Here is a 13,947-nt window from a genome sequence, read left to right as displayed (position 1 = left end):
TCCGGTGAACGCACCCGATCCAGACGACGAACGATGCGTCCCTCGCCCTGACGACAACTGAGGCGCACCGAGACCGCGCCAGCCGGACGCAGGTAGTTCTCCCGGGGTAGGTTAGCCGCCGCGGAGCTCGGCCCTGACCTTGACCGCTACGGAGGGATCCAATGCGGAAGAGGGGTTTCGAGCGGGCTCCCCGAGATCTCTGAGCTTTGCAAACACGATGGCGATGTCGACGCCAAGCTCGGCCGCGAGCTCATGCACACGCGGGCGGGGACCAGGACGCGTTGATTCGGCACCCTGCTGCCTCGCGTCGACGCCCGAAAGTGATGGGCTGAGCTCCGCCACAACGCCCATCCTGCTCAGGTGCGCTGCGCCATCAGCCTCAAGGGCGGCCCGCAGCTTTCGTGCGACCGGGGGCTCGAGTGTCGATGAGGGGCTTCTCACGAATTCGCCGAGCTCCTTGAGCTTCGCGAGCGCAACCGACGAATCCACTCCGAACTCTGAGGCAACCTCATGCACCCGAGATTTCGCGGGACGAGTGGGCGGAGAAGCCGCGGCGGGCGTCGGAGCACGCGTTTCGCTGGCTCCGGAGGACGGTGGGACTGGGTCGTGGTGAGCCTCCGTCGCGGTAGAGCCAATCGAGCGGTTAGCCTCGATCGCAGCTCTCAGCTTGCGCGCGACGGGAGGCTGGAGGGTGGACGAAGGACTCTTGACGAACTCACCGAGCTCCTTGAGCTTTGCCAGTGCGACCCGCGAATCGATCCCCAACTCGTCGGCGACCTCGTGTACACGCGGCTTTCGCGGCTTCACGCGACGACTCACAGCTTCGAGCGCGCGCTGTAGCGGTGCCCTTGGCGCCCGCGTCGCCTGCCCAGGTGAGCTCTCTTCGAGGGCAGCACGGAGTTTTCGAGTTACCTCCGGCTGAAGCGGCGAGAACTGGTCGGGCGCGGGCTCGCCGAGGGTGGCTAACTTCTCGAGGACGACCTCGGTAGAGACGCCGAACTCGCTCGCAATTTCGTACACGCGGGGCTTCGGGGGCTTCGGCACCACACCACCGTCCTCGGTCGGCTGATGGATCTTGACTCGACCGTAGTCGACCCATCCTTCGCTGTCGCTAATGCTCCGCATGCCGCTCCCCTGCCCACGGCGCGACAACGGGGTGCGGCCTGTCGGCCGCACCCCGTAGCATTCTGATGATCGTCAGCTCTGGGGGCTGTCCGGTCCCATATGGGCACCCTCCTGCGACTTATCAATGGAGTGAGATGACATGACCTCGTCGAAGCACGACCTGGATCCAGTGGGGCCGACCTTCGGCTATCACCCGGATTCGAACGGGCTGGATCTCCCGCTTGCCCGTGGGCGCTTCGATCGCGCCCTGATCTTGGACACCGCGGTCCGGGGCGTGGCCGACGAGGTCTCCAACTGTCGTGTGCTGTGGAGAGCTGACCCCCCGCTTCCTGAAGGCGTCTACTGGTTCGAGGGTCTTGACGACGGGAACCTTGTGGTTCAGGTCGGAATCGGCAAAGCGCCGGCGGATTCGTCGGTCGTGGAGCTCGCTGACCTAGCCGATGATGACCCCCTGGCGAATGCGTGGGAGTGGGCAGAATCGCTATGGACATCCGCTATCGAGGTGCCGGCGCCGATTTTCGCTGTCAACGAGGCTGCGATAACGCATCCGAGCGGTGCGGACGTCGTGGTGCGCGCCCGGAAGTTCCTGCGCGACAGCTGGTCGTACTCTGTCGTGATCGACGGTCGACCGCAGGACGTCGTTGAGTCTCGACTTCGACCGGTGCCAGCCCACGACGATCCCACGACCTGGGTGCTCGAACCGCCGACCGACGCCGCGAGTTTTGGCGCAACCCTGACCCGAGCGAAGCTTCGCGGTAAGTTCGCGGACACCTTGTTCTCGTTTCGAGCGACCCGCACCACTTTCCGCCCGTACCAGTTCAAGCCGGTACTCAAGCTCCTTCAGACGGGGAAGGCCCGACTTCTCATCGCCGATGAAGTCGGGCTAGGTAAGACGATCGAGGCGGGCTTGATCTGGACCGAACTAGAGGCGCGGACCGAGGCGGACCGAGTCCTCATCGTTTGCCCCTCGAACCTTCTTAGCAAGTGGAAAGAGGAGATGGAGGATCGGTTCGGCTTCGAGCTTGTCGAGCTCGATAACCAGAGTCTCGATCAGTTCCTCAATCGGCACCTCGAGAACCGCCTTCCACCCAGGCTCTCCTACATTTGCAGCATCGAGAGACTTCGACGCTGGAGCGGTCTCGAACAGTTGGAGGATCTCCCGCCGGAGTTCGATCTCGTGATCGTGGACGAAGCGCACTCGATGCGCAACCCAACCACCAAGAACTACTCACTGGGCACAGAGCTCGCCGACTGGGCAGACAACCTGGTCTTCTTGACCGCTACGCCAATCAACCTGGGTGAGGGCGATCTTCTGAGCCTGCTCGAGCTTCTTGCTCCCGAAGATTTCGGCAGCATCTGGGACCTCAACCTTCGGTTGGAACCAAACGCCGTGATAAACACGGCCGCCGCAGACCTTGTGCGCCCGGGTGCGGGAGGACGCGAAGTTCTCAGAACACTGGAGCGACTCGAAAGGAGCACATTCGGTGCGTCGATCATGCGTCGACCAGAGTTCGAGCTGCTCACCGAGTTGCTTTCGAAACCCTCACTCGACGCGTCCGACGTAATCCATGCGAAGAGGTACCTCGCGGACCTGAACACGCTCTCCGCAGTCATCACCCGCACGAAGAAGGTCGAAGTCGACGAACGGAAAGCCAAGCGAACGGAAGACCGCCACGACGTCGAGTGGACCGCCGCAGAGTTCGAGTTCTACGAGCAGTACGTAGAGTGGTGCAAGGCACGTGCACGAGAGATGGACAGCAATCTGTACTTCTCGATGCAGATGCCCCTGCGGCTCGCGAGCGCGTGTCTTCCGATGGCGCGTCAGGCGGTGCTAGACCCCGAACACTTCGGAACTGTCACGGACGAGGATGACGACCACGCGGTCGGCCGCGTCGCGCCGCACGCTGCGCTCGTCGCGGCGGCTCGTCGTCTGGGCGACACGGTCGACACCAAGTTCGATGAGCTGCGGGCGTCGCTGCGCAACCTCAAGCTCCAGAATCGGCGCGCGCTGCTCTTCACGTTCTCCCGCCCCACGCTTGCGTATCTCGAATCGCGGCTCAAGAACGAGTTCCGCATCGGCGTGATGCACGGTGGTGTGAGTCGAGACCAGAGACGAACCATAATGTCCGAGTTCCGAGCTGGTGCATTCGACTTTGTGTTTGCCAACCGTGTCGCGAGCGAGGGTCTCGACTTCGAGTTCTGCTCGGCGGTCATCAACTACGACCTGCCGTGGAACCCGATGGAGATCGAGCAGCGAATCGGCCGCATCGATCGAATTGGTCAGCCCGAAGACACAATGCTCATCGTCAACTTCGTGAATGATCGGACAATCGACGAGCGCATCCTGGCGCGGCTCCTTACACGGATCAAGATCTTCGAGTCATCGATCGGTGCGCTGGAACCCATCATCGCTGCGGCAGCACCTGAGGTCCTGAAAGCCGGCTTCGACTTCACCCTTGACGACGCTCAACGCGCGCAGAAGGTGCACGAGGCCCTCCTCGCGCTCGAAGAGCAGCGTGCTGGCCTCAAGGATGTCGCGGATGCCGCGAGCAGCCTCCTGGTGAGCAACGACGTCGACGTCGCAGGACTCGAAGATGACCTGCTCCGGAGCGGCCGCTATCTTGGCCAGCGCGAGCTTGCCCTGCTTGTCGATCATTGGGCGCGGGTGGATGGTGCACAAGGGATCCGATTCGCCCGGGATGGCTTGACGGTGGAGCTGCGTGGCAACTCGGCGATGGCAGCTCGCGTGGACGAGCTCAACAAGAGGTCTCAACGCACTCGCGCCGAAACGGCTGCGTTCTCTTCACAACTTCGCAACGAGGTGCCGATCCACCTCGTGCTTGATCAAGAGCTCGCACGCAAGACAGGCGGCGTGCTCCTCAACGCCACCAGCCCGCTGGCCATGGCAGCTGCCGAGGTTCCCAGCCACCGGCAGGCCAGATTCGCATCCCTTCGGGTCGAGTCTCCGTCGATAGATTCCGACGCCGTCTTCGTCGTCGTACTCGCGAAGGCGGTCGCCGCCTCCAGAGGCGGTGACGAGATCTGGGGTGCCGCGGTGGGATTGGACGGGCGGCCTGCGAACAACTCTGCCGCGGACGCGGTACTCGCGGCGCTTGCTCAGGGGCAACTGGCCGATCATCCGTTTACTGAGGTCGAACGATTGCCTCACATCGCTCAGCGCGCTTTGGATGAGCTTGCGCTTCGGCACGCCGACGAGCAGGACCGAAGGGACCGCGAGTTTGATGCGTTGTTGGAGGCACGGAGAATCACGCTCACCGACCAGCATCAGCGCCGACTCCTCACCATCGAGAAGCGCATTGAGACGGCCCGCATCAACAAACGTGGCCCCAAGGCAATGAAGCTCTTCGATGGTCAGCGCCGCCGAGCGGAAAGTCGATTCGCGCGCCTTACCAATGAGCTCGCAAACGAGCGCCAGCCCGAGATTCTGCTCGAGCCCCTTGCTGCATGCGTTGTGAAGCTCGTGCCGGAGGGGGCGCGGTGAACGATGAGCTGAAGCTTGCGCTCGAAGATGAACGCGCGGCGCAGCGCCGGTACTCGCAGCGGGTGAGGGATGAAGCACGCGCACCGATCAAATATGAAGGCCCGCAGAACACCCAGTGGACGGGCGATGGTCGTCCAAAGTTCCCGCCCGCACCACTTGGATACCTCTTAGGTCGCGTCGCGCTGACGCATCCAAACGACATGCTCGGTGGAAGGAATGACTTCTACATCGGCGAACGGCATGTCGAGCTCGATGGTGTCGAAGTATTCAGTTGGGCAGCACCCGTCGCATGCACGTTCTATCAGGGCACCGCACATCACGAATGGTGTGATGACGTTGCCGTGATCCGATCCTTCGACCACAAGCCCAATGGTGAGATCAAGACACTCGCAGAAGATGTCATTCGGGATGGCGTACTTGAGGTTCCGTTCGAGAAGCGCGCACTCTCAATCCCGAATCCTGCGCCCGACGCGAGACGTCGCCCGCTGCCGCGGCCACGGCCATCCGCGCCGCCGGCACCTCAAGTAGTGACGCCGCTCGCGGTACCTCCTCAAGGGACTTCCGCACCAGACCTGGAAAGGCGGCCGACTGTATCGACGCCCGCAGCCGAACCGCTGATCCGCGCAGAGGCCGTGCTGCGGTCACGCATGGAAGCTCCGCGCGGCAAGTCCCTACGACCTGTACTTTCCACTCTGCAGCCAGACCAGTACGAACTCGTCTCGTACCCGGCCGATCAGAACCTCATCGTGGAGGGCCCGCCTGGCACCGGGAAGACTATCGTCGCAACGCATCGCGCGGCGTACTTGCTCAACCATGAGGCTGGCGAAAACGCAACCATAGGCGACGTCCTCATCGTCGGACCGACCGTCGGGTACTCGCAGCACGTTCGAGGGGTGATCGGTGACCTCGTCGAGGACAACGATCGCATCCATGTTCTCTCAACGATCGAACTCGCTGTGCTCCTGCTTGGCTCGAAGGTTCCACCGAAGGGGCCAGGTTCGACCACATGGCGAGATTGCGACTGGGAGCTCGGCAGCATGGCTCGTGCCGCGGCCTCGAGGCTACGAGCCAAGAGCAGGCATGGGATCGCCGCCCATGAGGTCTACGACTACCTGCGAGCTAATGGGAAACCCGATTTGCCGCTGACGCACGACAAGGAATGGGCAACCTACCTCGTCGATCTGCCGAACTATCCGCAGGCTTTGCAAGTACGCGCCCACGCCGCGCTGATCAGCCTCATCAAATGGACGATCACGCAGCACAGGTCCCTCTCGAACGTCACGCATGCCATCGTGGATGAAGCGCAAGACATGACCTCGCTCGAGTGGTTCTTGCTCGAGTCGATCAACGCGGGAACGTGGACGATCCTCGGTGATCACAATCAACGCCGATCAGACCACACGTTCGATAACTGGGACAGGGTGCTCGAGATGATCGACGTCTCCTACGACGGCGTTGCGTTCAGACAGCTCGATCGCGGCTACCGCTCAACCCGCCCGATTCTCGAATACGCGAACAAGCTGCTCCCAAGACCAGAACGAAAGATTCGCGCGTTCCAGAAAGTTGGCCCGATCCCCGTCGTGATGCGGACCTCATCTGACGATCTCGGTCTGGCTATCACTAGCCAGTTGGCGCGGCTCTTCGAGGCCTACCCGTCCGGAACCACTGCCGTAATCTCCCCAAATTTCGAGACCATTCGGACGCTCCTTCGTGCCCGGGGTTGGCAAGGGCAGCACGGCAACGTCGAAGTCTGGTCCCTCAATGGCAAGACGGTGCGCGTGTTCGGCCCGAACGCTGCACGCGGGCTCGAGTTCGACGCGGTGGTGGTGGTGGAGCCCACTGATTTCCCGATGAACGTCGGTCGGCAGGGGCCCCTGTACACCTCACTTACACGCGCGAATCGTGAACTCGTCGTCATTCACATCAAGCCGCTCCCCGACGCGTTACGTCGATGAGTAGGCCCGATTTTCGACCCTCGCTTTGGCCGCAACTCGTCCGATCGCGGCGGGACGCGGGACGGTGCCGCCCGGGATTCAACATCCCCGGCGCAACAGGTACCGGACCCGCCGTGGGCTGACTATGTGGGGCATCCACAGCACGAGTCAGCATCGTTGGAGGGCTCCAGCGAGGTGGACCCGAGGTCGCACACATACGCGCGACTGGCTCGACGCGCCTCTCCGCGGGGGCCACGTGGGGGGACCACGTTGCCGACCGAGTGTGGACACCAGGTGGACACAAGCCGCGCAGATCGAGCCCAATTTCCCTGATCGAGACGGAACAACACAGAGCGCGATTGCTGACGAGAGATCATTGATTTTCCGCGGCAAGACGCCCCCAACTCGCGAGATTCCGCGCTTCCCGAGCCACACAGAGATCCGCCCGACCGCAGTTTCGACTCCCGCCGTCGCGTCGATGTATCCTGCGGGTAAATCCCTGGTCGCGGGGCTTTTTTAGCTCCGAGGATGTCAAGAAGAGTACAAGTTTGCCCACTTCTTGCCCAGACTTTCGAGACAGGATGCACGGAGGCAGGATGCACCGGGGTGCCATGCCGGGTGCGTGGTCGTTGCGAGTGTCTAGCCACGACAACCCAACCCGGCGACGTGCGGTCCCAAACTGGACATGGTCAAGTCCCGTGGCGTGGTGTCACTCGTGTTGCTCCATGGTGGGTGATGGTCAAGCGGTGAGGTAGAGCTCGGGGCGGGCGGGTTCGGTGTGTTCGTGGAGGGTGTGGACGAGATTCTCAACGGGGATGGCAACTTCCACGTAGCAACGGTCGGCAGGATGCTCGCCGCGCTCGAGTGCACCGCCACGGTAGGCGCGACGAGCAACGACGGTCAAGAGTTGACTTGTCCCCGCCGACGGCGTCGCGACGGCGTCAAGGTGCTTACGCGCGCTCAGCCACCCCCCAGCCTGGCATCGAACCAGGAAGCGAACGATCGCACATATACCGCTGCTCCTTTGTAGGCGAGGCAGGTGGCTTCGATGGACTCTTGATCTCGTCGCAGGCGACGGGGCGGCAATCAATCGCTGGCGGAGCCGTGGTTCCGTTACACGAACATGTCGATGAGAATGCACGCTCGGTGGACTCCGCCAGCAGTGCGTCCTTTCAGGCAATAATGTCTTGCTCGGTAGAGCGAGTTCCTGCATCACCGAAGCGCCAACTGTGGTCGATCTCATATTGCGGTCTATCACTGAGCCATCCACCAGGCATTCCCGGAACTTCGGTGTCAACCCGACTCAGCGTGCGCAAGTTGGTCAGAACATCAGCACGGAGGAGACCAGTCCGACTGTCTTCTTTTCAGAGTTGACGATCACTGTGCCGGGCGCTGAGGAAAGTGATGAACCCGCGTTCGAATTCTCAAGCAACGTTCGCGTGGAGTTTTCCATCCTCGACGAGCGGGCACTCCTGGTCGCCGACGGCGAGATCGAGGGCGCTTTCGACTTCGTTCGCCGCTTGGTGGATCCGTACCATCGACGCTCCCTGGTCGACGCGATGACCCGGGCGGGGCTCCCGCCGCTCATGCTCCCTTTGCCGGAAGCGGACGGGTGGCAGACACCGCACGAACGACTCGAGTCCAATGCATCCGGCTAGAACCGTCTTTTCGATTCGGTAGATGAGTCCTCGTTTCTAGGCCGGCCTCTCGAATTGTTTGAGCCGAAAGGCGGCCGGCGGCAACGCGTGCGGGGTGCCTGCGGTGTAGCTCTCGGGCTTCAACTTGGCCATCGATTCACCCGAGCCCGCGGTCAGCCGGATGATGAGTTCGCGCACGTACTGATTCGCAAGCAACGCCGCGGTGTGCGCGGAACCTCGTATTCCGTCACCCACAGTGCGTCGCGTAACGCTCAGTGCGACGCGAAGCCGCGAGGCTGCCCCCCACGGGGTGTTCAATGTGGCACGTCACCAAACGAATCCGAGATTTCGAGGAGGGTGTCGACCATTGCACGATCGACCTCGCTGAACGTGGTACCTGGGCTAGTAGCGTCGACCAAACCGTAACCCGGCAGATCGGGTGATAGTCCGACCAGTGTCGCTGGCGCCCCGTAGTGCATGCATCGATTGCGAAGCGGCCGGACCGTCATCAGCCACTGGGCTGGCGACGTCTACACGGGGTTTCCGAGCACCACGCGCAGCCATCTGGTGCCATCCGACACCGCGAGCACGCTCGTGCCGGCGGCATCCGTCACCATCGCCATCGCACCCAGCGCAGGCTGCGGCCTCGGCCCCGCCGCGAACTGGACGCCGTGGGCGAACACGGTGCGCATTCGGTTCTCGGCCGAACCGAGATCACGGGCGTTATCGGCAGTCGGCGCGATGCCCGTGATGTCGACGCGCATCGCGGCGACGCCGTTCTCGTCGTCCGTGGAGCAGAGCAGGTCGACGGCGGTCGATCCGACCTCGTTCACGGGAACGACGCGCATGCCGCCCTTCACGCCCGGCCCCGCGCCCGCGCTCTGGTCCGAGGCGGCGACGAATGCTCCGTACGCGTCTGCCCCGACGTCGTGGACACCGGTCGTGGTGGCGCGGACGACGATCGCTGCGTTGGCGGCTGCCGTCACCTCCTGCTCCATCGCACCGGGACGACGCCGCTCGATGACATTGTCGGCCCCGATCACCTGCGCCCACACCACACCCGCCGTGTTGTCGAAGGTGTTGCCCGTGATCGTGGAGCGGGCGAGGGTCCCGGTCACCCGCACCGGCGGCGCTTCGGTCACGGGGTTCGCTCCGAACAGGTTGCCGAGGAGCGACACATCCGTCGCATCGCCGTTGATGCGGACGGCGCCCCAGCGCTCATCCTGATCCAGGTTCCAGTTGTCGAAGGAGTTCCCTGAGATCGTGATCTCCGCAGCGGCCGCCGCGAAGTACACCGGAGAGCGGGTGACCCAGTTGAAGGTGTTCCCGGTGATCGCGACGTTGCGTGCCTGCACGGCGGTGTCGAACGCGATCGAGTACGGCGGACGCCCGCCACCGGTCGGCTCACCGCCGCCGAGCACGTTCCCGGTGAAGGTGAGGTTCGTTCCCCCCGCAGTGATGTTGATCAGCGCACCGCCCGAGCCGTTCTCGACCACGTTGCCCGTGAAGGTCGAGTTGATGATGCCGCCCTCGAACAGCCGGCGCCCGATGTCGAGCACGTTGTTGGCGATGATCGCGCCGCGGAAGCTCCCCGCGTTCTCCCCCGTCGTCCGGATCGCGGTTCCCATGCTGTGGAAGTGGTTGCCCTCGATCAGCCACTTGCGCATGCCGTACGGCAGCAGGTGCACGCCGGTGCCGGATACGCCGGCTGTCGGCCACGAGATGTCGATGCCGAAGTCGCCGACGGCGACCAGGTTGTTCGTGAACACGAGCCCACGACCCACGTGCCTGAGCGCGAGGTAGAACTCGATGAAGGTGCACTCCGTCACAACGAGATCGACGTCGTCGGTGTTCGCGCCCACTCGGTTGGCATCACGCGCCGACTGCACCGCGACGGTGTTCTTCAGACTGGCCGGCGCCACGAAGCAGAGCCCCCGCAACGCGGCGAGGGGAGCTCGCATCTCGAGGCCCGTCCCGTCGAAGTCGACATCGATGATCGACACCCGCGAGCTCATGGTGCTCGCACCAGCCAGCACGATGCGGTTGAAGTTGTCACCCCCCAGTCCTTCGACGTCGGGCACGACCAGCGTGCGCGTGATGCGGTAGGTCCCCGGAGGGAAGAACACGATCTTGTTCGGACGCGTGAGCTGGGCGTCGATGGCCTGCTGGATGGCGTCCGTGTCATCAGCGACCCCGTCCCCGACCGCGCCGAACTCCTGCGGGGTCGTTCCCATCAGCGCGTCGGCGGTGGCCTCGGCCGCCGCGGCAGGCTGTGAGGGAGACAGCTGTCCGGCCATGGTGGCACCGAGCGCGGCTATGCCTGCCGCACCCATCACGTGCCGTCTACTGAGCGTTGACATTCCTCGTCCTACTCCTTCGGTCGTTCACGCACCTGCGGTGGTCAGGAACTGCACGGCCGCGGCATGGTGCGGGGATCGCGGCCCCTGGGAAAGCAGTGGGTCGTCAACGTCGCGCATCCACCCCAGCATCGCTGCGGCGAGCTCGTCGCGGATCCTCACGTTGCGAGGCGACGCGGCGATGTCGAACTCTTCGCCGGGATCGACCTCGAGGTCGTAGAGCTCGACAAGCCGACTGGTGCGTATGCCGCCCTTCGTCAGGTCACGCACCGAACTGCGCCGCAGCCACGACTGGGTGGCATCCATCGGGTTGGGGGCGTTGTCGAAGTTGACGATGAGCTTGTACCTGTCGGAGCGCACCGAGCGTCGGGGGCTGTAGTAGTCGTGATAGGTCAGCTGCCCGAAGACGTACGGGTGCGCGGTTGCCGCCGACTCGACCACCGGCACGAGACTCGTGCCGTCGGGGTCGTCGTCGGGTCGGAGCCCGAGCAGCTCGAGCGCGGTGGGCCGCACGTCGAGGTGGCTCACGAGTCCACCGACGCGAACGCCGCTCCACGCGTGTCTACCGGGCGCGTGCACGATCAGGGCGACTTCCAGTCCCGGGTCGTAGAGGGTGCACTTCGCACGAGGCAGCGCGAGCCCGTGATCCGTGGTGAAGACGACGATCGTCTCGTCGGCGAGTCCGAGTCTCTCGACAGCGTCCAGCACCCGGCCGACGTGCTCATCCAGGTAGCGCACCGCCCCTTGCAGCTCGGCGATCTCGGCGCGGGCGCCGTCGTCGTCGTGAAGGTAGCCCGGCACCCCGTGGCCACGCGAGGAGTCGGGCTCGATGTAGCCGCCGAGGAATCCCATGACGCCGGGCTCGTCCCGCGGGTCGGGCGCGCGATGGGGCTCGAAGAATCCGACCTGCAGATAAAAGGGCCGGGTATCGTCGGCGTACTGGGAGAGAGCGTCGATCGCACGGTCGCCCACGACGATTCCTGACCGCTCCGAGCGCGAACCTCCCGCGCCGGTCGATTCCACGTGGTCGAATCCCAGGCGTTGCGCCACGGCGTCCTCGTCGAGCACCCGTGACTCGTGCTGCACCCCGATCAGGTGGGTGCGGTATCCCTCGCGGTTCAGCCGTGTCGCGAGGTGCGCCGACGGATCGGCGAGATCCCAGTCGAACGGCGAGTGGGTGAGGCCGAGCACGCCGTTGCGCTGCGGGTAGGTCCCGGTGAACAGGGATGCGCGCGCCGGGCTGCATTGCGGCGAGGTGGCGAATGCGTCGTCGAAGACCGCCGACCGCGCGGCGAGCGCGTCGAGGTTCGGCGTCGACACGGTCTGCACTCCGTACGCGCCGAGGAAGCGGCCCAGGTCATGGCAGTGGAGGATGAGGAGGTTCTGACGGATGCCGCGGCCCGCTGTCATGCGGATGCCTCCCCGTCCGTCGCCCCGCCCGCACTTGCCCGTACGATCTCGGCGCGCACGCGCCCGAGACCCTCGACCTCGCCAGCGACGACGCCTCCGCTCACCGGCAGTCGCAGCGTGGCGGCCGTGCGGCCGAGCAGGATCACGTCGCCGGGGAACAGCGTCGTCACCGCCGAGATCGTGGCGAGCATCTCAGCTGCGCCGTCGAGGTAATCGTCGGTGGAGCCGGAGATGGACTCGTCGCCCGAGTCCAGACGCATGCGACGCCCGCGCCATCTGCCGGATTGCGGCTCGAGCGCACCGATCACATTGAACCCGTCGCCCCACCGGCCGTACACGGCGGGGATGTGCCGTTCGCCGAGCCGGGCGGGTTCGGCAACGGCGTCGCCGAACGACTCGTCGCACAGCGACACGACCGGCGCGAGGCCGGCGATGTACGACTCCGCATCGTCCGGGTCGACGTCCGACGCGAGCCGGCCGATGATCGCCGCGAGCTCGATCGTCACCTCGACGACCGTCGCGCGAGCAGGCAGCACCACGCGCGATCCGTCTGCCCCGAGAGAGCTCGCCGGTCCGGTGAAGAAGCGGGGGACCTGCAGTCGCGGCAGACCTTCGCCCGGCGCGCCGATGTGATTGCCGAAGGCCGTGAACACATGCCGGGCATCGTCGGGATGCCAGGTGGCGGCGTCCGTCGGCGGTTCCTGCGCCGCGCGCCTGATCGCGTAGGACGGATGCCGGTCGAACGGCACGCGCTCACCGACCGGCACCACCTGGACGGGGTTGCGCAGGACGCCCAGCTGCTCGATTTCCGATTCGAGCACGACCTCGCGGCGCTCGACGACCTCACGCGGGATCGCCAGCCCGTCGACGCCCATGGTGCCGAGATGGAGGATGTCGCCGGGATGCAGCGTGGCGAACGAGGAGTACCACTGGATGACCCGTTCGACCCCGAGGATCGTCGCCGAGGTGTGCGCACGGTCGCGCTGGCGCCCGTCCTGCCGCGTGTACACGAGCAGGTCGTACGGATCGCCGACCTCGTCCTTCGTGACGAGAAAGGGCCCCACCGGGCACAGTGTGTCGGCGATCTTCCCGCCCCAGGACGCCGTGGCCTGGAAGAACCAATCACCGTACTCGGCGGGCAGGCTGTAGCCGCGCCCCGCGTTCCCCGGCACTCGGCCGTAGTAGTACGTGCCCGCCACGTCGGTCACATTCGTATAGCCGGCGACATGGCGCATCGCCTCGTTCAGCGGGATCTCCCGCCCTCCCCGGCCGATGATCACCCCGAGCTCGACATTGAACGACATGAGCGGATCGTGATGTCCGTTGCGCATGAGCACGGCGGCTCCCCCGCCCACGACAGTCCCCTGCGGGCGCTGGTGCGCCACGGGGAACAGGTTCAGATGCTCGATGCGCGGATTGGCGCGGGCGAAGGACGGCGAGTTGGTGACGAGCCCGAGGCACAGCCGCGGGCGCGGGATGGGCGCGAGCAGCTCGACGTCGGCGACCGCGTGCGAGATCGTGTCGAGGATCGTGGCATCCGACTGGGAGGCGAACCGCGCCAGGAAGCGCTCCAGCCGGTCGAGCACGGCCATTCCCTCATCGCCGAGCGCGAGGAAATCCGCGAGCGTGCCGGGCCACGTGCCCAGGAAGCTCGGCCGGCTCGCCGCATAGCCGCTCGTCCCGCCTCCGCTCCCGGCGAGCGCCGCCTCGGCAAGGCCGGGTTCGACGATGCGCAGCTCCGCGGTGACGGGGTCCGCCCACACGAATCCCCACTGTTCGGAGTTCTCGTGCAGGAATGTCGCGAGCTTCACTGAGCTCCTTCGCTCGTGGTTGATCACTTCATCGTTTCGTATTAGTGATTGGCAGGGTAACGGCATCCAGAACCGCCTTGCAAGGGGAGATCGCAACCGAATTTTGGCCAGGAATCGACGCTTGACGCCTTCGAAGGGGCTCATATACAGTCGGGAACGCCCATTTCCTAA

Annotated in this window: 7 protein-coding genes and 3 pseudogenes; 3 read left to right on the top strand and 7 right to left on the bottom strand. The window is 64.7% G+C overall.

Annotated elements, in window-relative coordinates:
- Nucleotides 1-111 precede the first annotated feature (111 nt).
- The 3 pseudogenes from MRBLWS13_RS17145 to MRBLWS13_RS17135 all read right to left on the bottom strand — a co-directional run.
- Nucleotides 112-201 (bottom strand): annotated as a pseudogene (locus MRBLWS13_RS17145) (hypothetical protein); the annotation flags it as partial.
- 165 nt (nt 202-366) lie between these two features.
- Nucleotides 367-516 (bottom strand): annotated as a pseudogene (locus MRBLWS13_RS17140) (translation initiation factor IF-2 N-terminal domain-containing protein); the annotation flags it as partial.
- A 198-nt stretch (nt 517-714) separates the two neighbouring features.
- Nucleotides 715-1,125: pseudogene (locus tag MRBLWS13_RS17135) on the bottom strand (hypothetical protein); the annotation flags it as partial.
- A gap of 139 nt (nt 1,126-1,264) precedes the next feature.
- On the opposite strand from MRBLWS13_RS17135, the gene MRBLWS13_RS17130 reads away from it, so the two are divergent.
- The 3 genes from MRBLWS13_RS17130 to MRBLWS13_RS17120 all read left to right on the top strand — a co-directional run bounded on the left by MRBLWS13_RS17130 (nt 1,265) and on the right by MRBLWS13_RS17120 (nt 8,219).
- A complete protein-coding gene (locus tag MRBLWS13_RS17130; RefSeq protein ID WP_349426529.1) occupies nt 1,265-4,627 on the top strand; it encodes a helicase-related protein in 3,363 nt (1,120 codons plus the stop codon).
- The gene (locus MRBLWS13_RS17125; protein WP_349426528.1) at nt 4,624-6,582 is read left to right on the top strand and encodes an AAA family ATPase; all 1,959 of its coding nucleotides are present in this window, start codon (nt 4,624-4,626) and stop codon (nt 6,580-6,582) included. Before MRBLWS13_RS17130 ends, MRBLWS13_RS17125 begins: the two co-directional genes overlap by 4 nt.
- Before the next feature lie 1,349 nt (nt 6,583-7,931).
- Nucleotides 7,932-8,219, top strand: coding sequence for a hypothetical protein (locus MRBLWS13_RS17120; RefSeq protein ID WP_349426527.1), 288 nt, complete (start codon nt 7,932-7,934; stop codon nt 8,217-8,219).
- 36 nt (nt 8,220-8,255) lie between these two features.
- Here MRBLWS13_RS17120 and MRBLWS13_RS17115 read toward each other — a convergent pair whose 3' ends face one another.
- The 4 genes from MRBLWS13_RS17115 to MRBLWS13_RS17100 form a co-directional block, all read right to left on the bottom strand.
- A complete protein-coding gene (locus MRBLWS13_RS17115) occupies nt 8,256-8,396 on the bottom strand; it encodes a hypothetical protein (protein WP_349426525.1) in 141 nt (46 codons plus the stop codon).
- Nucleotides 8,397-8,728: 332 nt separating this feature from the next.
- On the bottom strand, nt 8,729-10,558 hold the full coding sequence (locus MRBLWS13_RS17110; RefSeq protein WP_349426524.1) for a glycosyl hydrolase family 28-related protein: 1,830 nt from the start codon (nt 10,556-10,558) through the stop codon (nt 8,729-8,731).
- Nucleotides 10,559-10,582: 24 nt separating this feature from the next.
- Nucleotides 10,583-11,965: a sulfatase gene (locus MRBLWS13_RS17105; RefSeq protein WP_349426523.1), complete on the bottom strand. Its 1,383-nt coding sequence runs from the start codon at nt 11,963-11,965 to the stop codon at nt 10,583-10,585.
- Nucleotides 11,962-13,920, bottom strand: coding sequence for a fumarylacetoacetate hydrolase family protein (locus tag MRBLWS13_RS17100; RefSeq protein ID WP_349426522.1), 1,959 nt, complete (start codon nt 13,918-13,920; stop codon nt 11,962-11,964). The genes MRBLWS13_RS17105 and MRBLWS13_RS17100 overlap by 4 nt, the downstream gene beginning before the upstream one ends.
- Between the last annotated feature and the right edge of the window lie 27 nt (nt 13,921-13,947).

Origin of the sequence: Microbacterium sp. LWS13-1.2, assembly GCF_040144835.1 — a bacterium.
In the GTDB taxonomy this organism is placed as follows: domain Bacteria; phylum Actinomycetota; class Actinomycetes; order Actinomycetales; family Microbacteriaceae; genus Microbacterium.
Note: the sequence above shows the minus strand (reverse complement) of the source record. Positions and strands in the feature narration are given on the sequence as shown.